Origin of the sequence: Cryobacterium sp. 10C3 (assembly GCF_034314285.1) — a bacterium.
Taxonomy (GTDB): Bacteria; Actinomycetota; Actinomycetes; order Actinomycetales; family Microbacteriaceae; genus Cryobacterium; species Cryobacterium glucosi.
Genome location: NZ_JAVIWF010000002.1, coordinates 3,514,417 through 3,535,073, shown reverse-complemented (window position 1 = coordinate 3,535,073; position 20,657 = coordinate 3,514,417). Strand labels below are relative to the sequence as shown.

The following is a 20,657-nucleotide window of genomic DNA, read 5'->3' as shown; positions in this document are numbered from 1 at the left end:
CGGTACCCGCCAGAACCCACCAGAACCCCGACCCAGACCCAGACCCACCACCCACACGAAGGACCAAGACAACTCCAGAAGATTCCCACGAGGAGGAGCGCATGTCCACAGCAGTGACCCTCGACGATGAACCGCATCCAGGCCCCGGCCCCGGTTTGGGAGCCCCCTTCGCTCCGTCTCGCTCCCCCGGGGCCGGCTCGACGTCCGCGTCAGCGGCGGGATCGTGCGCGGAGTGCACGAGGACGGGATCCTGGCCTGGCGCGGCATCCCGTATGCGGCGCCACCGGTCGGCGACGGGCGTTTCCGGGCGCCGCGTCCTGTGGAATCGTGGGCAGGCATCCGTGACGCCTCGAGGTTCGGGAAGATCGCCTCACAACCGCACCGCGGGCAGTTTCGGGCGCACGGGCCGCGCAGCGCCTCAGGGGAAGATTGCCTGACGATCAATGTCATGCGCCCGGCCGCGGGGCACCCGCGCCGGCTCGGCCTGCCGGTGATGGTGTTCATCCACGGCGGAGGGTACAGCGTGGGGTCCTCCCAGGACTTCACCGGCCGCGGCGAGCGCTTCGTGCGCAGCGGCCGCGTCGTCTACGTGAGCTTCAACTACCGCCTGGGGGCGCTCGGCTACATCGACTTCACCAGATACTCGACGCCGGACCACCCCATTGAGAGCAACCTCGGGTTGCGCGACCAGGTCGCCGCCCTGCGCTGGGTGCGGGACAACATCCGCGCCTTCGGCGGGAACCCGAACAACGTCACCGTGTTCGGGGAATCGGCGGGAGGGAACGCCGTCATCACACTGATGGCGACACCGGCGGCCGAGGGGCTCTTCGCGCGCGCGATCGCCCAGAGCTCGCCGTCCAACGCCGCGTTCTCGCGGGAACTCACGGATGCCTGGGCCGCGGAGGTCGTCGAGGAGTTGCGGACGCTCACGGAAGCCGACGCCGGAGCGGTCGGCCTGGCCCCGGACGAGCTGCTCGCCATGGCACCAGCCGACGTGATCTCCCAGGCTGTCATCGCGGTGCAGACCCGGACCCCGGACTCGAACCCGGGCACCTTCTGCCTCGTGCCCGTCGTCGACGGCGACTTCCTGCCGGAACGCCCGGTCGATGCCTTCCGCGCCGGTCGCGAACACCGGGTCCCGCTCATCATCGGCTCCAACGAGCGGGAAGGCACCCTCTTCCGCGGCAGGGTCGACATCCTGCCGCATTCGGCTCCCCGGATCAGCGCCATCTTCGACCAGGCACCGGAGAGCTCACACGAGGCGATGCGCGCGGTGTACGCGGGGTTGTCACCGCTGCGCGGCTCGGTCGATTTCGGCAGCGACTTCGTGTTCTGGTACCCGAGCCTGCAGCTCGGGGAGCTGCACTCCAGGGTCGCGCCGGTGTACGTCTACCGCTTCGACCTCGCGCCGCGCCTGATGCACATGCTCGGATTCGGCGCGACCCACGGAATCGAGCTTTTCGCCCTGTTCGACCAGACCGACCTGCCGGTCGCCCGGATCATGAGCGTGCTCGGCGGTCGCGAGCTCTTCATCAACGCGGGCGAGCGGATGCGCCGGAACTGGCTGCACTTCGCGCTCACCGGCCGTCCCGACGCCGACTGGCCCCGCTTCACCGAGGAGGACCGCCTGACCCTGATCATCGATGCGGAGGACCGCGTCGAGTCGGATCCCCGCGGGGACCGTCGGGCGGTGTGGCAGGAATTCCTGCCCGACTGGTGATCGCGGGTCCCTCCCTCGGCCCAGAAACATGCGAAACCGGAACATTGGGCAGGTGCGGGCCGCGGGAAACAGGGGTAGAACGGTGTCAATCACGATCGCTCACCGCTGAGGGACCGCGTTCGTCCTGTTCCGCCCTGTTGCCGACCCCGGTCGGCCCTCACGTGGGGAGTACCGATGACCGATAGCGCTTCGTCCCAAGCCGGCGAGAAACGTTCCGACCAGGTCGACAGCAAGGGGCTGAAAGGCGGGGCGCTCGGCCTGCTGTCGAGCGTCGTCGTCGGAATGGCGTCAACGGCCCCCGCGTACAGCCTCGCCGCGAGCCTCGGCTTCATCGTCGCGAGCGGCGGAGCCCTTCTCGCCGGCGTCAAGGCGCCGGGTATCGTGCTGCTCGCCTTCATCCCGATGTACCTCATCGCGGTCGCATACCAGGAACTCAACAAGGCGGAGCCGGACTGCGGAACGACCTTCACCTGGGCCACCCGTGCGTTCGGCCCGATCACCGGCTGGCTCGGTGGCTGGGGCATCATCGCCGCAGACGTCATCGTGATGGCCAACCTCGCACAGGTGGCCGGTTCCTACTCATTCACCTTCATGGGCGACCTCGGACTGACGGGTGTCGCCGACCTCGCGAACGACCAGTTCTGGTCGACGGTCGCCGGTGTGCTCTGGATCGTGATCATGACCTGGATCTGCTACCGCGGTATCGAACTCTCCGCCCGCATCCAGTACGTGCTCCTGGGCATCGAGGTTGTCGTGCTGATCATGTTCGCCGTCTTCGCGCTCATCCGCGTGTACACGGGGAGCGCGGAAAGCTACTCGCTGACCCCGACGCTCGACTGGTTCAACCCGTTCACGCTCGACTTCGGCAGCGTGATCGCCCCGGCCGTGCTGACCGCCGTGTTCATCTACTGGGGCTGGGACACAGCCGTCTCCGTCAACGAGGAGACGGCCGACCCGAGCAAGACCCCTGGCCGGGCCGCCATCATCAGTACCCTGCTCCTGCTCGGCACCTATGCCCTCGTGACCGTCGCGGCGGTCGCCTTCGCGGGCGTCGGCACCGACGGTGTGGGACTCGGCAACGACGCGAACTCGGCGGACGTCTTCGCCGCGATCGGGCCGGCGCTGTTCGGTGACAGTACCCTCGGCAACCTCGCGATGCTCCTCCTCTCGGCGTCGATCCTCACCTCGGCCTCCGCGTCGACGCAGACCACGATCCTGCCCACCGCCCGCACGGCCCTGTCGATGGGTGTCTATCGCGCCCTGCCCGCACGCTTCGCGAAAATCCACCCGCGGTACCTCACCCCGACCTGGGCCACCCTCGCCATGGGCGGCATTTCGATCGGGTTCTACCTGCTCTTCACCCTGATCAGTGTCCAGCTGCTCGGGGCGCTGATCGGTTCCGTCGGCCTGATGATCGCCTTCTACTACGGGCTCACCGGTTTCGCGTGCGTCTGGTATTACCGCAGGTCGATGTGGTCGTCGTTCCGGAACGTGATCATGCGGGGCCTCTTCCCACTGCTCGGCGGCCTGATGCTGACCGCGGCCTTCGTCTACGGGCTGCAGCAGTACGCCACGGTCGACTGGCTCACCGACGATAACGGGGACAACGTCACGATCTTCGGCATCGGCGCCGTCGCCGTCGTCGGGATCGGCGCACTGGTGCTCGGTGTGGTCGTGATGCTGGTCTGGTGGGCGGTCAACCCGAATTTCTTCCGCGGCCGCACCCTGCCGCGCCAGTCCGACGACCTCGTGCTCGCCACAACCGAAGCGGAGTCGATTCCTCGATTCGGACTGCCGGACTCCAAGCTGATGCCGACGATGATCGCGCCGGACCTGTCGAACCTTCCGCCCGGCCAGACCGCCGTCAACGCGGAGACCGGCGAGGAAGTCAGCACGCCCGGCGACCTCCCCCTGCCGACGCGAAACGGCATCCGCGCGCCGAGGTCGACGACGAGTAGCCTGCGGGTGATCGAGCGACCCTGTCTTCACCAGATACCTGATCAGAGTTAGTTTCCACAGACCTGAGCCATGCTCAGAGAGTGTCGGTGGTTGGTCGTAGCGTGGGGGCATGATCAACCTTCCCGAGTCACCCGCTTCACCCGATCAGCCGCATGGCGAACGGGTGCAGGGCGGTGTTCTCGGCGGGTTGCGGTCGATGGCGGATGTCGTCACCGGGCTGGGTGGTTCGTCCGCCGCTGTCGACACTCTCAGTGACGAGGCGGTGCTCGAGGGGCACGTGTTGATCGCGGGAGCCCGGCGGGCCTTGGACACCCAGGCTGCCTGGTTCGCCGCGACACTCGCCCGGCGGTCCCGTCCGGAACTCGGCGGGAAGGGCCTCGCGGCCCGGCAAGGCTTCCGGACTCCGGAAGACCTGCTGCAGAGCGTGTCTGGGTCAAGCAAGGGCGATGCTGTCAAGCTCCTCGGGGTGGGCCGGCTGCTGGCCGAGGCCGACGCCGCCCAGAAGGCCGCCCGCGAAGCCGCCGAGGCGCAGAAGTTACTCGACGGGACTCCGCCCCTCAACGAGGCCGCTCCAGACCTGCCGCCAGTCGACCCGCCGGTTCCTGCTGCCGCGGTTCCGCCGTGGCACGCGCCGATCGGCCGGGCGTTGCGAGAAGGCTGGCTCAGTGTTGAGAAGGCAGACTCGCTCCGGAAGGGCCTGGGCGATCTGGACCGGGCGATCACCGCGGAGAAACTCGCGACCGCCCTGGCCCGGCTCCTCGCCGAAGCGCGAACCCTGAACGCGGACCAGCTGTTCAAGCGCGCCCGAAGGGTGCGGGACGTGCTCGATGAAGCCGGCATCGCCGCCCGCGAGAAAGCCGTCTACGACGACCGGTCGCTGCGGTTCTGGCGACTCAACACGGGACAGGTGCGCATGGTCGGCCTGTTCGCCCCCGAAGACGGCGAGTACCTGATGAACACCTACGACGCCATCACCAGCCCCCGCCGGGGCGGGGTCCGCTTCGTGGACAAGGAGCAGGCCGCGTGGGCGAAGCGGGTGCAGGACGACCCGCGCACCACCGAACAGCTCACCGCGGACGCGTTCCTGGCCCTGATGAAACTCGGCGTGAAAGCCGACCCGAAACGCATCGCCGGAGGACGCAGCCCCGCCGTCCGCATGATCACCATCCGCCCCACCAGCGCCACACCCACCGGTTTCGCGCCAACGGGAACCACACCCACCGATGCCGCGCCAACCGAGGCCCCGTCACCCACAGCCGACGCTGCGGCGAACCCCGAAACCGCGGCACCCGCGCTCCAGCCCGGCGTCATCGAGGGGACCGCGGTGACGGTCTCGGCCGAGACCTTGGAACGGAACCGGTGCGACAGCGGACTCCTCGATGTCACCTTCGACGACCACGGCCACGGCGTCGACCTCGGCCGCGAACAACGCACCTTCAGCCCCGCCCAACGCGCGGCCCTCTCCCTCCGCGACGGCGGCTGCATGTGGCCCGGCTGCGACCGGCCACCCTCCTGGACCGAAACCCACCACATCCAACACTGGAAAGACGACACCGGCCAGACCAACCTCGACCAGGGCATCCTGCTCTGCCGGGCCGACCACCTCAGGCTCCACAACGAACACTGGCACATCACCCGCGACGACACCGGCCAGTACTGGCTCACCCCACCACCCGGACTCGACCCCGACCAGAAACCCATCCCCCTCACCAGCAAGAACGAGATCCTCCGCGACGATGACCGGGTCTGATCCCAATGGGGCTCGCGTGAGGTCGCGATGCTCGCACCAGGAATGGTGCAGCGCGGGTGCTTCATGACGGGGAACAGGCCGGCCTGCGAACGCACACGGGGAACAGGCCGGCCCGCGACTCACCGGGTCATTCGTTGACGAGGACCGGGACCCCGATCGACACGGCCACGGCCCGGCCGGACACATCCCCGGGTACCGCGATTGTGAACTCCTGACGTTCTATCGGCGGCTCGGTGTGGGTGGTGTCCTCGCTCAGGTGGTGGACGAAACGACCACTGCCGACCAGGACACCATCGGCGTCATAGAACCCGGCCAGCACCTCGAGGTCGAGCACGTCGCTCACGTCGCTCGTCACACGTACGGCACCCGATACCGCACCCCCGTCGAAGGTGAGGCCCTCGAGCACGAACCGGTCGTCGAAGGGACCGGCCGCCGCAACGATCGTCCCCGGGCTCGGGTGCACCAGATTCAGGCTCTCAAGCTCAGGGTTCCCGGTCGACGGTGTCAGTCCTGCAAAGATCGCCTGAGGAGTGAACTGCGTCGCGGCGGCCGTTTGCGCGTCACTGTGGGCGCCGGTCGCCGCCGCATACACGGCAACGCCGACGACCGCACAGATGGCGACGACACTCAGCGCCGCGGCGATTCCGGATCTGGTCTTCATGCGAGGTCCGACTACACCACTCGGAGCGCGCGCCCGACTATCCCGAAGAGCGCCGTGTTATCGATCGTGCCCTGGAGCTGATCCGACCCGGGTCCCGTGGCGAACACCGGGACATCCGCCCCGGTGTGATTGCCGGAGAGATAGGTCAACCAGAGTCCGGCGTCCGGGGAGCCGTCGACGACACCCGCCGCATCCGTCGGGGTCCGGAAGGTCGCCGGCCCGAAGTTCTTCGGGTCTGCGGCGCCGGCACCGTTCACGATGCCCGTTGAGCGGGCGGCATCCTTGGAATTGGACGGCCGGGTCGGGGTGGAGTTGTTCGCAGAGTTCCCGCTGTCGACGTTGGCCGGCGGAGTCCCGGCCTCGGCGTTCGTGAAGGTGCCCTTCTCGATGATGTTGAATCCGGCGCACTCGTGGTCCGCGGTCACGATGACGAGGGTGTGTCCGTCTCGCTTGGCAAAGTCCTTGACGATGGCGACCGCGTCATCAAATGCCTTCATTTCGCCGAGGGTCTGCGCGGCGTCGTTGGCGTGTGAGCGCTTGTCGATCAGGGCGCCTTCAATCTGAAGGTAGAACCCCTGGCCTCCCTTTCCGCTCCGGTCGTTCTTGTCCGCGTTGTTCTTGCCCTTCTGCAGCAAGTCAATGGCCTTGCTCGTCATCTCCGACAGGGTCGGTTCCTGCGCCTGGACCGAAGACGGGTTGTCCTGCTTGGTCTTCTCAACGGTCAGGTTGCCCTTGTTGAAGAGTCCGAAGACCTTGGCACCGGAGGCGGCGGCCAGGTCGGCTTTCGTGGCGATCGACTGGCCGGTGATGGAGCCGAGGACCGAGTAGCCCTGCCCCTTGAGCGCCGTCTCGTCAGCGGCATCGAAACGGCTGAGCCCGCCACCCAGGATGACGTCGGCCGTGCCGTTGCGGGCGATCTGGTCGGCGATGGGGGTGACCCGTACGTCGCTCGTCGGGAGGGCTGCCCCCGTGATCGACAGGTCCTGGCAGGCCGCATCGGAGTACACCGGACCCTGGCATCCCCTGGCGAGGGCGTGGCTCATCTGGCCGGCGGGAGTGGCATCCGTGATCTCAGCGGTCGAGACGTTTCCGGTGCGGTAGCCGGCCTTCTTGGCCAGTTCCATCATCGTGGGAACGACCGTACCCTTGGCATCGACGCCGAGGGCCGCGTTGTAAGTCTTGACACCGGACGACCATGCCGTCGCCGCAGAGGCCGAATCGGTCACCGGATTGGGCTTGAAGTCGGTGGCACCCGGCTGGCCGGAGAGCTTCTCGACGGCGTACGTACTGACAAAGCCCTGGGCAGGCAGCGTTTCCATGGCGAGCTTGCCTGCGGCGCCGTAGTAGCGTTCGCGGGCGGCGGTGACGTGGGTGCGACCCATGCCATCGCCCAGGAGGTAGATGACGTTGGTGGCGCGGGCCCTGTCGTTTCCGTCATCGGCTGAGGCCGCTAGAGCGGCACCGCCGAATCCAGTGAGGATGACGCTCGCGACCAGTGCGGTCACAAGGGTGGTCGAGGTGAAAACGGAGGTCTGTCTCTTCATGAGGATTCTCCCAAAACTGTGCGATGGAGCACTCGGAGCGGCAGCTCATGTTGCCACTGCTCACACGGTATGGCGTGCCGGTAACAGTGACGGGTACCCCCGGTGAACAGACTCTGACCGTTGCCCGGTCGACGGTTGATGCTGCCCGGCGAGCAGGGTCACCTCGCGTCGAGCGTGGCCGCGAGGTGGGGAGTGAGCACCGCCGTCACCTCGGCGATGACTGCCTCCAGCCTGGCCAGGTGATCCTCCGTGACCGGTCCACCATGGTTGGCGGATGCTTCGATCTCCCCGCATACGGCGGCGAGCCCGCTTGCCCCGATCGTGGCGCTGCTCCCGCGCAGCCGGTGGGCGATGAACGCGGCCTGCACCAGGTTGCCGCGGTCGAGCTCCGCCCGAAGGGTCGCCAGGTGGCCTCGAGCCCGTCCACGATCGGCATGTACACGTCCATCAGGACGACGTCGAAGTCGCCGAGTGGACCGCCTGAACGGCTTCCAGACCGTTACTGACGGTGTCGACGCGGCGGAGGCACCCGTCATCGACCTCGCGATCGGCCTCGCAACCGCCCCGTCGCTCGAGATCGTCGCCGAGGGGTGGAAACACCGGTGCAGCCGCAGTGGCTGGTCGCACGCGGCTGCCATTTAGCGCAGGGTTTCCTCTAACTCCCGGCCGATCCGCTATGACGAACTCGTTCAGGTTCTCCTCGACAGTGCGACCTGACCCCGTGTCGTCGCCTGGGTGATGCGTCACCAGGGTGATGTACTGTAACGAGGCCACCCACCGAGACTGCCCACCGAGAGAAGAGCCCGATGAGCGACGCAGACGACGCCGGTCATCGCAGGGCCGGAAGGCCGCTTGAGACGGTTCTGACGAAGCCGCGCATCACCGCTGCGGCCCTCCGGCTGATCGGGGCGGCCGGCTACGAAAGTTTCACGATGTCCGGCCTGGCCAGGAGTCTGGGAGTGGCTCCCTCCGCGCTGTACAACCACGCGGCATCGAAGCACGTCGTACTGCAGTGGTTGCAGGACCACGTGATGACGATGGTCGATGTGGCCGGCTTCGGCTCAGAGCCGTGGGACACGGCCCTGCGCCGCTGGGCCTGGTCGTACCGGGACATCTTCGCAACGCACGTTCCGTTGATCTCGATTGTGGCGGTGCTCCCGGTCACGGGCGCACCGCAAACCCTGCGCATGTACGAGACCGTCGCGGCGGGACTGTCCTCCGCCGGGGTGCCTTCTGCACAGATCGTGCCATCGATCGTCGCACTCGAGTCGTTCATCTTCGGCGCGGCTTTCGATGTGACGGCTCCGGCCGACATCTTCGAGACCGGTGCGCTCGCCGAGTCGAGCCCGATCTTCAGCGCAGCGGTGCGGCACGGGCAGCAGAACGCGGGCAGGGCGCGGGCGGATGTCGCGTTCGAGTTCGGACTCGAGGCCCTCGTCGACCGGATCGACGGCCTGCGCCGACCCTGAGCATCCGCCCGGCCACGTCCTGCCGTGCGAGGTGCCGCGAGCGCCGCCGGCCCTGCCGAGCTCGCGGCATCGCTCGCTCACGGGCACGGCTTGAGTGCCGCGACGTCTCCGGTGAGGGCGGTGGCCGTTCCGATCAGGACCACCCGCGTCCCGCCGAGGCGGATGATCGCGGTGAGCGTCGCCCGGGGCACACACGTCGCCGGCGTGAGATACAGCGGCGCCGATTTCGCCCCGGCGAACGCCGAGCCGACCAGGGCATCCTGGTAGCTCGTTCCGCTCGCAATGTACACGGTCGAAACGGACGTGAAGGCGTTCAGGTCGAGTGAATCGTGACTGATCCCGGAATCCCAGCACCTGCGCCCAGTGTGCTGAGCGATTGATCCCCGAACAAGCAGAGCGCCGGAAAAGGCGGTTTACCTGCGAATTACCACGCAAGTTTGCGGTTAACCACACGCGCCGCTCTGGCGCCCGCCGGTGAATCTGCGGTAAGTGCTTGCAATCCGCCTGACTCACCCCCAGAATAAACGAACTCAATTCATTTAGTCCATCGGATACACCGCAGTACCCGAACGGGCCGTTCGCGCGTCGATGCGCCCGGCCCGAGGAAAGGGACCACACATGACCCAGCAGTCCACCCGAGGGTCGGCGCCGACCTCATCGCAGCCGTTCACCGACGTCCACCTCGTGCACAGCTCAACGCTGCACGACGCGGCGGGGAGCAAGCACGGCATCACGAAGAAGGGCCTCAAAGGCGGGCAGCTCGGCTTGCTCGCCGTCGTCGTGCTCGGCATCTCCTCCGTCGCCCCGGCGTACAGCCTCACAAGCTCGCTCGGCGCGACCGTTGCCGAGGTCGGCAAGCAGCTGCCGGCCGTGTTCATCCTGGCGTTCATCCCGATGATCCTCGTCGCCCTCGCCTACCGGGAGCTCAATGCCGACTCCCCCGACAGCGGAACCTCCTTCACCTGGACCACAAAGGCGTTCGGTCCCTTCGTCGGTTGGATGAGCGGCTGGGGCATGCTCGCGGCCAACATCATCGTGCTCTCGAGCCTCGCCGGCGTGGCCGTCAGCTTCTTCTACGTCTTCCTCGGCGAGGTCTTCGCCAACCCGGATCTCGCCGCGCTCGCCGACAATACCTTCATCAACATCGCAACCTGTCTCGTCTTCGTGGCCCTCGCCGTCTGGGTGAGCTACCGCGGGCTGCACGCCACCAAGCTCGTGCAGTACAGCATGGTCGGCTTCCAGATCGTCGTCCTCCTCATCTTCAGCGTCTCGGCCATCGTCAACGCGACGAACGGTGCGTCCACCACCGCGCTCGCCTTCGACTGGACCTGGTTCGACCCCACCAGGGTCGACAGTTTCAGCCAGCTGGCCGCCGGCATCTCCCTGGCGATCTTCGTCTACTGGGGCTGGGACGTCTGCCTCACCGTGAACGAGGAGACCAAGGGAACGAAGGGGACCGCGGGCAAGGCCGGCACCCTGACCGCCCTCGTCGTGCTCGGCCTCTACCTCGTGCTGATCGTGGCCACCATGATGGTGTCCGGCGTCGGCGCCGAGGGAATCGGCCTGAGCAACCCGGACAACCAGGGCAACATCTTCGCCGCGATCGCCGGACCCGTGATGGGGCCGGTCGCGATCCTGATGTCGATGGCCGTGCTGGCCAGTTCCGCCTCCTCGCTGCAGTCGACGATGGCCTCCCCTGCCCGCACCCTGCTGTCGATGGCGCACTACCACGCCCTCCCGCCGCACTTCGCCAGGGTCAGCAAGCGCTTCGGCTCGCCCGGCTTCGCGACGATCGCAGCCGGGGCCATCGCGGCCGGGTTCTACGCCGTCATGACGATCATCAGCGTCAACGTCCTGAACGACACCATCCAGTCGCTCGGGCTGATGATCTGCTTCTACTACGCACTCACCTCCTTCGCCTGCGTCTGGTACTTCCGCCAGAGCCTGTTCTCCAGTGTGCGCAACTTCTTCCTGCGGCTCCTGGTGCCGGCGGCGGGCGGGCTGATCCTCACCGTCGTGTTCGTGCAGACCGCCGTGAGCGCCTGGAGCCCCGACTTCGGCAGCGGTTCGGAGCTCTTCGGGATCGGACTGGTCTTCGTGATCGGCGTCGGCCTGCTCGTACTCGGACTCGCCGTCATGGGCCTCACCTTCCTGGCCAGGCCGAGCTTCTTCCGCGGAGAGACGCTGCGCCAGGACACCCCCGCACTGGTCGTGCCCGAATAGCACGCGCGCCGGGTAGCCTCGGGGCATGAGCACCAGCACCGCGGCTACCCCGCACCTGTCGTCCATCCTCCCCAGGCACATCCTGGCGACCGGCGACCACCACCCGATCGTGCTCGCTGAGGCGAAGCGTCGTGCCGCGAGTGTGCAGCTGCGCATCGCGGATGCCGTCACGGCCTTCGCGGGATCGATGCGGTTCGTCTACCTGCATGCCGTCGTGTTCGCCGGCTGGATGCTGTTCTTCGAACCGAGCCCGTGGCCGACCCTGACCCTCGTGGTGTCTCTCGAGGCCATCTTCCTCTCGACGTTCGTGATGATCGGCCAGAACCGGCAGGCCGGATTCCAGCAGGCGAAGGCCGACCATGATTTCAAGATGAGCGACCAGGAACTGCTCACCAACACCGAGCTCACCCGGCGCGTTCATGAGCTCACGAAGGAAATCCACGCCCACATCGTCGGAACCGCTCCCGTCGCCCCGGTCACCGCAGCTCCCCTGGGTTCACCCGCGAGTTGACCGTGCAGCGTAGGGTGGCGGCTCTAGGGAAGGCAGGTACCCATGACCGACGTTGAACTCCTCGTCTACGCCGACCGTATCGGCGGCACGATCCCCGCGCTGGCCGCGCTCCTCGACGGGCCCCTGCGGGACTTCGGCAGTGTGCACGTGCTGCCGTTCTACGTGCCGTTCGACGGGGCGGATGCCGGCTTCGACCCGGTCGACCACACTGCGGTCGATCCACGCCTCGGCACGTGGCCCGAGGTCCGCGACCTGGCAGGCGACCGCGGGCTGACCGCCGATCTCGTGGTCAACCACGTCTCGGCGTCCTCGGTGGAGTTCACCGACTGGCTGGCCCGCGGCGCGGAGTCGCCCTGGGACGGCATGTTCCTCACCTATGGCACCGTCTTCCCGCACGGCGCAACCGAGGCCGAACTGACGGCGTTCTACCGACCGCGGCCAGGACTGCCCTTCACGGGGTACCGCGGTTCCGACGGCTCCCGGCATCTCGTCTGGACGACGTTCCTGCCCAGCCAGGTCGACCTCGACGTCGCCAACCCGGTCGCCATCGCCTACCTGCGCCGGGTGCTCCGCGTGCTCGCCGACGGCGGCGTATCGACGGTGCGGCTCGACGCGGTCGGCTACGCCGTGAAGACCCCGGGCACCGACAGCTTCATGACCCCGGAGACTCTCGCCTTCCTCGAGGTCGTCACGGACCTCGCCCGCGCGGAGAACCTCGCCGTGCTCGTCGAGGTGCACGGGCACTACGCCCAGCAGCTCGCGATCGCGCCCCTCGTCGACTGGGTCTACGACTTCGCGCTCGCGCCGCTCCTGTTGCACTCCCTGGGCACCGGCACGGTCGACCGCCTCGCGCACTGGTTCGAGATCCGTCCGGCCAACGCGGTCACGGTGCTCGACACCCACGACGGCATCGGCGTGATCGACGCCGGTCCGGCCGGAGGACGGCCGGGACTGCTGAGCGAAGCGGAAATGGCGGAGGTGTTCGCGCGAGCCGCCGAAGCCACGCACGGGCACTCATCCGTCGCCTCGGTCGTGCCGGAATGGTCGACCCTGCCACATCAGATCAATGCCACGTTCTTCAGTACGCTCGGCGGCGACGTCGTCGCCTATCTGGTCGCGCGTGCCGTGCAGCACTTCCTGCCCGGACGCCCGCAGACCTACTACGTCGGCCTGCTCGGCGGTTTCGACGACCGGGAGCAGTTCGCCGAGACCGGGAGCGGGCGTGACGTGAACCGGCACCGCTACCCGGCCGCCGAGGTCGAGGAGGCGCTCGCGAGCGACGTGACCCGCGCCCAGCTCGGCCTCGTGCGGCTCCGTTCCGCCCATCCCGCGTTCGACGGCCAGTTCACCTGGTCGGCCTATGGCAGGGACGTGCTCGAGCTGCGCTGGGCGAACGCCGCGGACGGTTCCCGTGCGGTCCTGACGGTGTGCACCGCGCGGGCCGCGACGAGTTTCCGCATCCAGCTCGCGGATGCCGACGGCAGCGAGGTCCTCGACACGGTCGAGTCCCTCGCAGCGTGGACCGTCGGCTAGCCGACGATCTCCGCGAGGGTCAGGACCGGGGCGCCGAACGCGGCGGCCACGTGCTCGTTCGTGATGCGGCCCGCGTGCACGTTCAGGCCCTTGGCGAGTGCGGCATCGTCGGAGATGGCCTGCTTCCAGCCCTTGTCGGCGAGCGCGATCACGTAGGGCAGGGTCGCGTTGGTGAGCGCACGGGTCGACGTCGCGGGGACTGCTCCCGGCATGTTGGCGACGCAGTAGTAGATGCTGTCGTGCACGGCGAAGGTGGGCTTGTCGTGGGTCGTGGCGTGGGATCCCTCGAAGCAGCCGCCCTGGTCGATCGCGATGTCCACGAGCACGGAACCCGGTTTCATCGTGGCGACCATGGCGTCGGTGACGAGCTTCGGCGCCTGCGCCCCGGGGATGAGCACGGAGCCGATCACGAGGTCGGCGCCACGGACCTGCTCGGCGATCTCGTAGCGGGTGGATGCGCGCGTCTGGATGGCGCCGGTGAACCGGTTCTCCAGCTGCCGCAACCGGGCGATCGAGAGGTCGATGATCGTGACGTCCGCTCCCATGCCGAGGGCGTTCGCCGCGGCGTGCTCACCTGCGACCCCGCCGCCGATGATGACGACCTTCGCCTTGGGGGTGCCCGCGACGCCGCCGAGCAGGATGCCGTTTCCGCCGTTCGCGCTCATCAGGTGGAACGCGCCGACCTGGACGGACAGGCGCCCGGCGACCTCGCTCATCGGGGACAGCAGCGGCAGGCTGCGGTCGGCGAGCTGGACGGTCTCGTAGGCGATCGCCGTCGTGCCGGAGGTGAGGAGGGCATCCGTGGTCGGACGGGACGCGGCGAGGTGCAGGTAGGTGAAGAGCACCTGCCCGTCGCGCATCAGCGGGTATTCGGCTTCGATGGGTTCCTTGACCTTGAGCAGCAGCTCCGCGGCGGCCCAGACCTCGGCGGCAGTGCCGAGGATGGCCGCGCCCGCGACGCGGAAGGCGTCGTCGCTGAACCCGGAGCCGACGCCGGCGCCCGCCTGCACGATGACCTCGTGGCCGCGGATGGAGAGTTCGTGCACGCCGGCCGGGGTGATGGCCACCCGATTCTCGTTGTTCTTGATCTCGGTGGGGATGCCGACCTTCATGGGGAGCTCCGTCTGCGGTTTGGGCCGGACTTACCGGTGGATAGGGAAAATAATGCTCGGTATTCGTTTCGTGCACGTGACAAGCGTGGAATCCGCGATACTTGGTCGAAAGACAGCGCGATATTCAGTTGAGAGGGGCCCACGCATGACGGAAACGAAGAGGATTCGGGGCGGCGATGAACTCGATACCGTGGACAGTACGCTCGTGGCCCTCCTCCAGGCCGACTCGCGGATGAGCAACAGCCGGCTAGCGACCGCGGCGGGGATCGCGGAATCGACGTGCATCGCCCGGGTGCGCTCCCTCGTCACGCGCGGCATCATCACCCGGTTCACGACGCTCGTCGACCCGAAGGCGCTCGGGCTCGGCCTTCAGGCGCTGATCAGTGTCAGCATCCGCTCGGGGGCGCGCACGCAGATCCCGGCGTTCCGGGACGAGATCCGGGCGATGCCGCGGGTCGTGCAGGTCTTCTTCCTCGGCGGCACAGAGGACTTCATCATCCATCTCGTGGCCCGCGACTCCGACGATGTGCGCGACTTCGTGCTCGAGAACCTGTCGGCGAACCCCGCGGTCGCCTCGACGCGCACGAGCCTGGTCTTCGAGCACCACTACAACGGGCTCTCCTCGGGAAAGTAGCAGCCGGGCGCCGAGGGACCCCGTCGGTTGGCGCCGGTCAGTCCGTGCTGCGGCTGGGCTTCCAGAAGCCGGTCGTGCCGAGCAGCCGGGTCTCCTTGTCGGCGTCGGCGGGAACCTCGACCTCGGGAGGGAAGACTCCATACTGGCGCCAGGCGTCCACCTGGGGCAGGATCTGCTCCCAGAGCAAGTCGACCAGTGGAGCCGGCAGCGCGTACTCCAGGCCGAGGTAGTTCGCGATCGACCACGCCTGGAAGGCCCGGTAGATGCTCGTGTGCTGCAGGTACTCGGCGAGCGGGTAATCGCCATACTGGAGGTGCACGATCGCCGCGGGATCGAGGTCCTGCCGCACGGCGGCGGTGGCCTCGTCGTTGAGCCGGTCGTAGCTCGCGATCGGGTCCGCGCCGAGCAGGTCACCGTTGAAGCGGTCACCGACTTCCTCGATGGTGTGGCCCGCGAGCACGTCCCCGACCCAGGCCTCGTCGCGCGCGTGCGCGGCGAGGATGTCCCTGATCGTGGGATTCTCCGTGCTGGTCCACTCCGCGGGAGCCGGCAGGGTCAGCTGCTCCGGCGTGATCCGGTCGATGACGGAGCGCAACGCGGCATCCGACTGAAGAAATAGCTCTCTCTGCTCCATGCCGCAAAAAGTAGCACGGGCCACTGACGCTGACCAGCGTTCGACCGCATTCGGGCGTCGGCCCGACCACCGGTGCTGCCAGACTACGAGAGGAGGCGAGAGTATGACAACGCACTTTTCCGGTGAGGCGCTGCAGTTCCTGCGCGAGTTGGAAGGACACAACGACCGGGGCTGGTTCGAGGAACACAAGCCGGCGTACCTGAGCGAGGTCAGGGAGCCGATGCTCGACCTGGTCGACCGGGTCAACGAGTCCCTCGCGGGATTCGCGCCCGGGCACGTGCGGCCGCCGCAGAAGGCGATCATGCGCATTTACCGCGACGTGCGGTTCTCGAAGGACAAGTCCCCGTACAAGACGAACGTCGCCGCGTCCTGGCCTCTCGGGGGTTCGGAGAAGACCGGTGCCGGTTACTTCCTCAGCGTCTCCGGCCACGAGGTCCTGGTCGCGGGCGGCAGCTATGCGCCCTCCCCGAGCAGCTCACGGCGATTCGCGACCACATCGTCGCGCACCACGGGGAGCTTCGCGCCCTGCTCGCCGATCCCCGGCTCACGGGCATGTTCGACCCCGCCGACGGCAATCCGCTGGTGCGTCCGCCGCGCGGATACCCCGTCGATCACCCCGCGGTCGACCTCTTGCGCCGCCGCCAGTGGGCCGCCTTCGCGACCCTGCCGGCATCGGTGGCCGAAACGGATGCTTTCCTCACGCTCGTGATCGAACGTTTCGAGGCGCTGACACCCCTGATCGACTTCCTGAACGTGCCTCTGGCCACGCTGCGCCTCGAGCAGCGGCGCTGACCGGGGCCGCGCCGCCCCGGCCCCGACCGCATCGGGTCTACCGTGCCGAGTCGCTCGCGGCGGGCGCGAGCACCTGCCAGCCGTGCGGCGCGATCGTGACACGCGGCCCCAGCGGCGCCGGCGTGCCCCCGGCAGGAGCTGGGTCAGCCCCGAGCAGCCCAGGTCGACGCCGCACGGCTGGTCGCCGAGGTTGAGCGCGACGACGAGCGTGTCGTCACCGGCCCGCGCCTCGTAGACGAGGTGGTCGGCCCCGCTGTCCAGGATGCGGGTTCGGGCGTCGTGCAGCCACGGATGCCGCCGGCGCAGCCCGATCAGGTCCTGGTGCAGCCGGTAGACCGTGCGTTCGGTGTCGGTGAGCGCCGGAGGGCCGTCCGCCGGGAACTCCGGCCGGATCGCGTCGTCGCCGCCGTACTCCTCGGTCTTCAGGCCCGCGTAGCCGTATTCGTCCCCCGCGTAGATCGACGGGGTTCCTCCGGTCGTGAAGAGCACGGCGAGCGCGTGGGCGAGGTGCCGCGGATCCTCGAGGCGGGTCGAGATCCGGGTGACGTCGTGGTTGCCGACGAAGGTCGCCGGGGTGAAGCTGTCGAGGAAGCCGTTGTGCCTGCCGAGCGACCAGGCCAGCTCGTGCGGGTTGTGATCGTTGAGGCTGCTCCAGATCGCCTTCCAGAGCTCGTACTGCGTGACGGAGTCGAGGGTGGCCGCCGAGACGATCGCCGGGTAGTCGCCGTGGATGACCTCGCCGAGGAACCACGCCTGCGGGTGGCGTTCCCGCACCCGCGGCAGGACCCCGGCCCAGAATTCGGCGGGGACCGCGTATGCGGCGTCGAGCCGCCAGCCGTCCGCGCCGCGGTCGAGCCAGTGCTCGAGGACGCCGGTCACGTAGTCGGCGACCTCCGGGTTGCCGTGGTCGAGACTGATGAGCCCCGGATGCCCCTCGAAGGTTCCGAAACCGGCCTCGCCTCCCGGGAGGCCGGCCCGGGTTCCCGCCTGGAACCAGGCGGCCGCGGCACTTCCGGGGCCCTGCTCGATCGCCTCACGGTAGCGCGGGAAATCCGGGCCGACGTGGTTGAACACCCCGTCGAGGAGCACGCGCAGCCCGCGGGCGTGCGCTTCGGCGACGAGGGTGTCGAAGTCGGCCTCATCGCCGAGGCGCGGGTCGATACGGTAGTAGTCGCTCGTGTCGTAGCCGTGGCTCGTCGAGGCGAAGACCGGGCCGAGGGCAACGCCCGATGCGCCGAGCTCGATCGCATGGTCGAGCCAGGCCACAATCCGCAGCAGGCGGTGCTCGCCGGCACCGGGAACGGGTTCGCCAGGGGCGATCGGGTAGCTACCGACGAAACCGAGCGGGTACAGCTGCCACCAGATCGCGTGGCGCACCCAGTCGGGTTCGACTCGCCCGGCGGCATCCGTGTTGCTGATCATCATGTCTCTCAGCTTTGCACCCCCGGGGCGGCGTCGCACCGGTGGCCTAGGGTGTTGAGCATGTCCGACGAGACCGAGATCCTGCGCCTGACCGCCTTCGCCGCCGAGCCCACCGGTGGCAACCCGGCCGGTGTCGTGCTCGACGCGAGCACGCTCCCCGACGCCGAGATGCAGCGGATCGCGGCGGCGCTCGGATACGCGGAAACCGCGTTCCTGACCCGGCCGCCGACCCCGCAGGACCCGGGAAGAGCGGGCATCCGCTACTTCTCCCCCACGGCGGAAGTGCCGTTCTGCGGTCACGCGACGATCGCGACCGCCGTTGCGCTCGCCGGCCGCGGTGACGCAGAATCCTTCGTGTTCGAGACGAAGATCGGGGAGGTGAGGATCGCCACCCGGCGCACCGCTGACGGGATCGTGGCCTCGTTCACGAGTGTCGAGCCGCGGGTGGAGCCGATCGGGGCATCGGTGCTCGAGCACCTGCTGCGGCTGCTCGGCGTCGACACCGCCGACCTGCACCCGGACTACCCGCCCCGGCTCGCCTTCGCGGGCAACGTGCACCCCGTGCTCGTCTTCGCGGAGACGGCGACCTTCGACGGCTTCCGGTTCGACCCTGCCCAGGTGCGTGCCCTGATGGACGCAGAGGGCTGGGCGGGCACCGTGACGACCCTCCGCGTGCTGGGGCCGCTCGAGTTCGAGGCGCGGAACCTCTTCCCGGTCGGGACCATGACCGAGGACCCGGCGACGGGCTCTGCGGCGGCCTCCGTCGGCGGCTACCTCCGGGCGCTGGGCCTCGTCGACGCCCCGGCGCGAGTGTTGATCCACCAGGGCCGTCACGTCGGCCGCCCGAGCCTGCTCACCGTCGATATCCCCGAGACCGGCGGCATCGTGGTGTCCGGGACAGCCTCGGTCATCTCCTGAACCCGATCTCCTCGACCCCGTCTCGGACCTTCGGACGGGGCGTCCGGGTTACCGTGGAAAGACCGCACCTCATCCCGGGAGAAGAACCATGAAACCAGCGCTCAACAAGGACACGCAGCTGTGCATCTCGCTCGCGGCCCGCCCGAGCAACATCGGCACCCGTTTCCACAACTACCTCTACGACGAGCTCGGCCTCGACTTCATCTACAAGGCATTCACGACAACCGACATCACCGCGGCGATCGGCGGCGTGCGGGCGCTCGGCATCCGCGGCTGCTCCGTGTCGATGCCCTTCAAAGAGGACGTCATCGCGCTCGTCGACGAGATGGATGCCTCCGCGACCGCCATCCGCTCGGTGAACACCATCGTCAACGACAACGGGGTCCTGAAGGCGTCGAACACCGACTACCTGGCCATTGCCGAGCTCATCGCCGAGCACGGCATCGATCCGGGCACACCGTTCCTGCTCCGAGGGAGCGGTGGAATGGGGAAGGCCGTCGGTGCGGCCTTCCGGGACGCCGGTTTCTCCGACGGAACCATCATCGCCCGCAACGAGACCAGCGGTCGCCTGCTCGCTGACGAGCTCGGCTACCGGTGGCTGCCGGACCCGGGAGCCGAGACCGCACCGCTGATCGTCAACGTGACCCCGATCGGGATGAGCGGTGGCGCAGAGTCCGAGAGCTTCGCATACCCGCTCGGCACCGTCGACGCGGCCACGACCGTCTTCGATGTGGTCGCCCTTCCGGCGGAAACGCCCTGATCCGCGCGGCGCGTGCGGCCGGGAAGCGGGTCGTGACCGGGGCCGAGGTCATCGCGCTGCAGGCCGCTCACCAGTTCGAGCTGTACACCGGGGTGCGGCCGACCCCGGAGCAGGTGCTCGCGGCATCCGCTTTCTCGCGTCAGTAGAGGGCGGCACCGGCGGGAGGCCGTCTCAATACAGGAATTCGGCGTCGAAGGAATCAAGGTCGACCCTGACGCCGTTCAGGGTGCGCTCGAACTCCTGCTGCACGCCGATCCGCAGGTTGCCCGAGTCATTCCAGCCGCCGTACGGCACCGGTTCGGGTGCGAGGACGTCGGCAGTCCAGCTCGGATAGTCGAGGGGACCGGTTGCGGTGTCCCACAGGGCGACGTCGGAGAATTGGGTCGTTTCTCCCATCAGGAGCGGCCACATCGCCGCTCCGCTATAGACGACCGGGCGCACTCCGAGCTCCTGCACCCCCGTGATCATGTCCCGGGTGAGGGGCGGGCTGCCGGTCTCGATGTCGAGGGCGAAGAACTGGAGCCGGGTGCTGTACGGACCCGTCGCAGCGATGCCGGCCTGCCAGCAGGCGGGATTGCGGGTGTATGCGGCGACCTTCAGCCCGGCGTCGAGGGCCATCTGCAGTTGCGGCTGGGCGTGGGCCGCGGGGGTGCAGGTGCCCCAGTCGGTCGACGCCAGAATGTAGAGCCGGAATCCCTCGGCATAGGCTGCGGTGAACCACGCCGGGTCGGTGATGACCTGGTCGGAGTCGAGGGCCTTCACCGAGGACACTGCCGCGGCAGCGGGGACTGTCTCTGACACGGAGTGCGCGGCAGCGGCAGCGGTTGCTACTGTCCGGACCTCCGCCTCGGCGCGCGGCGCGGCCGCCGTGACACCCGCGACGATGAGCGCCGCCGCCAGGATGCCGACGCCGGCTCGCCTTCCGATCCGACCCGGTCGCACTATCGAGGCCTGCGTAATTCTGCCCATTCGTCACTCCACGTTCGGGTCGCGCGAGGTTTGAGCTTCCACTTTC

Annotated in this window: 16 protein-coding genes and 4 pseudogenes; 12 read left to right on the top strand and 8 right to left on the bottom strand. The window is 68.3% G+C overall.

Annotated elements, in window-relative coordinates:
* Window positions 1-214 precede the first annotated feature (214 nt).
* The 3 genes and pseudogenes from RGU41_RS17730 to RGU41_RS17720 all read left to right on the top strand — a co-directional run.
* Window positions 215-1,720, top strand: a pseudogene (locus RGU41_RS17730) (carboxylesterase/lipase family protein); the annotation flags it as partial.
* Between the two features lie 174 nt (window positions 1,721-1,894).
* On the top strand, window positions 1,895-3,730 hold the full coding sequence (locus RGU41_RS17725; protein ID WP_322136974.1) for an APC family permease: 1,836 nt from the start codon (window positions 1,895-1,897) through the stop codon (window positions 3,728-3,730).
* Between the two features lie 58 nt (window positions 3,731-3,788).
* Window positions 3,789-5,429 carry an HNH endonuclease signature motif containing protein gene (locus tag RGU41_RS17720; protein WP_322136973.1) on the top strand — a complete coding sequence of 547 codons (1,641 nt, stop codon included), beginning with the start codon at window positions 3,789-3,791 and terminating at the stop codon, window positions 5,427-5,429.
* 127 nt (window positions 5,430-5,556) lie between these two features.
* On the opposite strand, the gene RGU41_RS17715 is transcribed toward RGU41_RS17720, so the two are convergent.
* The 3 genes from RGU41_RS17715 to RGU41_RS17705 form a co-directional block, all read right to left on the bottom strand.
* Window positions 5,557-6,090 (bottom strand): hypothetical protein, encoded by a 534-nt coding sequence (locus tag RGU41_RS17715; protein ID WP_322136972.1) that lies wholly within the window; start codon window positions 6,088-6,090, stop codon window positions 5,557-5,559.
* Between the two features lie 11 nt (window positions 6,091-6,101).
* Complete coding sequence (locus RGU41_RS17710) at window positions 6,102-7,634, bottom strand: alkaline phosphatase (protein ID WP_322136971.1); 1,533 nt, start codon at window positions 7,632-7,634, stop codon at window positions 6,102-6,104.
* Between the two features lie 158 nt (window positions 7,635-7,792).
* Window positions 7,793-8,170 carry an Hpt domain-containing protein gene (locus RGU41_RS17705; protein ID WP_322137390.1) on the bottom strand — a complete coding sequence of 126 codons (378 nt, stop codon included), beginning with the start codon at window positions 8,168-8,170 and terminating at the stop codon, window positions 7,793-7,795.
* Here RGU41_RS17705 and RGU41_RS17700 point away from each other — a divergent pair.
* Both RGU41_RS17700 and RGU41_RS17695 read left to right on the top strand, forming a co-directional pair.
* The gene (locus RGU41_RS17700) at window positions 8,106-8,276 is read left to right on the top strand and encodes a hypothetical protein (RefSeq protein WP_322137424.1); all 171 of its coding nucleotides are present in this window, start codon (window positions 8,106-8,108) and stop codon (window positions 8,274-8,276) included. The two genes, RGU41_RS17705 and RGU41_RS17700, sit on opposite strands and share 65 nt — an antisense overlap.
* 164 nt (window positions 8,277-8,440) lie before the next feature.
* Window positions 8,441-9,103: a TetR/AcrR family transcriptional regulator gene (locus RGU41_RS17695; RefSeq protein ID WP_322136970.1), complete on the top strand. Its 663-nt coding sequence runs from the start codon at window positions 8,441-8,443 to the stop codon at window positions 9,101-9,103.
* A gap of 77 nt (window positions 9,104-9,180) precedes the next feature.
* Here RGU41_RS17695 and RGU41_RS17690 read toward each other — a convergent pair whose 3' ends face one another.
* Window positions 9,181-9,420: a cell wall-binding repeat-containing protein gene (locus RGU41_RS17690; RefSeq protein ID WP_322137389.1), complete on the bottom strand. Its 240-nt coding sequence runs from the start codon at window positions 9,418-9,420 to the stop codon at window positions 9,181-9,183.
* Between the two features lie 301 nt (window positions 9,421-9,721).
* On the opposite strand from RGU41_RS17690, the gene RGU41_RS17685 reads away from it, so the two are divergent.
* Genes RGU41_RS17685 through RGU41_RS17675 form a run of 3 tightly spaced genes read left to right on the top strand, consistent with a single transcriptional unit; the run spans window position 9,722 to window position 13,370 of the window.
* The gene (locus tag RGU41_RS17685) at window positions 9,722-11,326 is read left to right on the top strand and encodes an APC family permease (protein ID WP_134449102.1); all 1,605 of its coding nucleotides are present in this window, start codon (window positions 9,722-9,724) and stop codon (window positions 11,324-11,326) included.
* Between the two features lie 25 nt (window positions 11,327-11,351).
* Window positions 11,352-11,837 carry a DUF1003 domain-containing protein gene (locus RGU41_RS17680; protein ID WP_134449103.1) on the top strand — a complete coding sequence of 162 codons (486 nt, stop codon included), beginning with the start codon at window positions 11,352-11,354 and terminating at the stop codon, window positions 11,835-11,837.
* Between the two features lie 42 nt (window positions 11,838-11,879).
* A complete protein-coding gene (locus tag RGU41_RS17675) occupies window positions 11,880-13,370 on the top strand; it encodes an alpha-amylase family glycosyl hydrolase (RefSeq protein WP_322136969.1) in 1,491 nt (496 codons plus the stop codon).
* On the opposite strand, the gene ald is transcribed toward RGU41_RS17675, so the two are convergent.
* Window positions 13,367-14,482, bottom strand: coding sequence for an alanine dehydrogenase (gene ald, locus RGU41_RS17670; RefSeq protein ID WP_322136968.1), 1,116 nt, complete (start codon window positions 14,480-14,482; stop codon window positions 13,367-13,369). The genes RGU41_RS17675 and ald overlap by 4 nt on opposite strands.
* A 145-nt stretch (window positions 14,483-14,627) precedes the next feature.
* On the opposite strand from ald, the gene RGU41_RS17665 reads away from it, so the two are divergent.
* Entirely contained in the window at window positions 14,628-15,116 is a 489-nt protein-coding gene (locus tag RGU41_RS17665) for an Lrp/AsnC family transcriptional regulator (RefSeq protein WP_134449106.1), read from the top strand.
* A gap of 37 nt (window positions 15,117-15,153) precedes the next feature.
* Here RGU41_RS17665 and RGU41_RS17660 read toward each other — a convergent pair whose 3' ends face one another.
* Window positions 15,154-15,750, bottom strand: coding sequence for a hypothetical protein (locus RGU41_RS17660; protein WP_322136967.1), 597 nt, complete (start codon window positions 15,748-15,750; stop codon window positions 15,154-15,156).
* Between RGU41_RS17660 and RGU41_RS21070 the strand changes: the two are divergent.
* Window positions 15,749-16,542, top strand: a pseudogene (locus tag RGU41_RS21070) (DUF2461 domain-containing protein). The gene RGU41_RS17660 and the pseudogene RGU41_RS21070 sit on opposite strands and share 2 nt — an antisense overlap.
* Window positions 16,543-16,749: 207 nt before the next feature.
* Here the strand turns inward: RGU41_RS21070 and RGU41_RS17655 are convergent.
* Window positions 16,750-17,964: pseudogene (locus tag RGU41_RS17655) on the bottom strand (alpha-amylase family protein); the annotation flags it as partial.
* Between the two features lie 60 nt (window positions 17,965-18,024).
* Between RGU41_RS17655 and RGU41_RS17650 the strand changes: the two are divergent.
* Complete coding sequence (locus RGU41_RS17650) at window positions 18,025-18,882, top strand: PhzF family phenazine biosynthesis protein (protein ID WP_322136965.1); 858 nt, start codon at window positions 18,025-18,027, stop codon at window positions 18,880-18,882.
* Between the two features lie 88 nt (window positions 18,883-18,970).
* A pseudogene (locus tag RGU41_RS17645) lies at window positions 18,971-19,788 on the top strand (shikimate 5-dehydrogenase).
* A gap of 25 nt (window positions 19,789-19,813) precedes the next feature.
* Here RGU41_RS17645 and RGU41_RS17640 read toward each other — a convergent pair.
* Entirely contained in the window at window positions 19,814-20,611 is a 798-nt protein-coding gene (locus RGU41_RS17640; protein WP_322136964.1) for a hypothetical protein, read from the bottom strand.
* Window positions 20,612-20,657 lie beyond the last annotated feature (46 nt).

Excerpts from the sequence above, each read along its gene's own strand:
- RGU41_RS17715 (WP_322136972.1), bottom strand. The coding sequence starts at position 6,090 with ATGAAGACCAGATCCGGAATCGCCGCGGCGCTGAGTGTCGTCGCCATC.
- RGU41_RS17660 (WP_322136967.1), bottom strand. The coding sequence starts at position 15,750 with ATGGAGCAGAGAGAGCTATTTCTTCAGTCGGATGCCGCGTTGCGCTCC.
- RGU41_RS17680 (WP_134449103.1), top strand. The coding sequence starts at position 11,352 with ATGAGCACCAGCACCGCGGCTACCCCGCACCTGTCGTCCATCCTCCCC.
- RGU41_RS17685 (WP_134449102.1), top strand. The coding sequence starts at position 9,722 with ATGACCCAGCAGTCCACCCGAGGGTCGGCGCCGACCTCATCGCAGCCG.
- RGU41_RS17640 (WP_322136964.1), bottom strand. The coding sequence starts at position 20,611 with ATGGGCAGAATTACGCAGGCCTCGATAGTGCGACCGGGTCGGATCGGA.
- ald (WP_322136968.1), bottom strand. The coding sequence starts at position 14,482 with ATGAAGGTCGGCATCCCCACCGAGATCAAGAACAACGAGAATCGGGTG.
- RGU41_RS17675 (WP_322136969.1), top strand. The coding sequence starts at position 11,880 with ATGACCGACGTTGAACTCCTCGTCTACGCCGACCGTATCGGCGGCACG.
- RGU41_RS17665 (WP_134449106.1), top strand. The coding sequence starts at position 14,628 with ATGACGGAAACGAAGAGGATTCGGGGCGGCGATGAACTCGATACCGTG.
- RGU41_RS17650 (WP_322136965.1), top strand. The coding sequence starts at position 18,025 with ATGTCCGACGAGACCGAGATCCTGCGCCTGACCGCCTTCGCCGCCGAG.
- RGU41_RS17705 (WP_322137390.1), bottom strand. The coding sequence starts at position 8,170 with ATGACGGGTGCCTCCGCCGCGTCGACACCGTCAGTAACGGTCTGGAAG.
- RGU41_RS17710 (WP_322136971.1), bottom strand. The coding sequence starts at position 7,634 with ATGAAGAGACAGACCTCCGTTTTCACCTCGACCACCCTTGTGACCGCA.
- RGU41_RS17725 (WP_322136974.1), top strand. The coding sequence starts at position 1,895 with ATGACCGATAGCGCTTCGTCCCAAGCCGGCGAGAAACGTTCCGACCAG.
- RGU41_RS17720 (WP_322136973.1), top strand. The coding sequence starts at position 3,789 with ATGATCAACCTTCCCGAGTCACCCGCTTCACCCGATCAGCCGCATGGC.
- RGU41_RS17695 (WP_322136970.1), top strand. The coding sequence starts at position 8,441 with ATGAGCGACGCAGACGACGCCGGTCATCGCAGGGCCGGAAGGCCGCTT.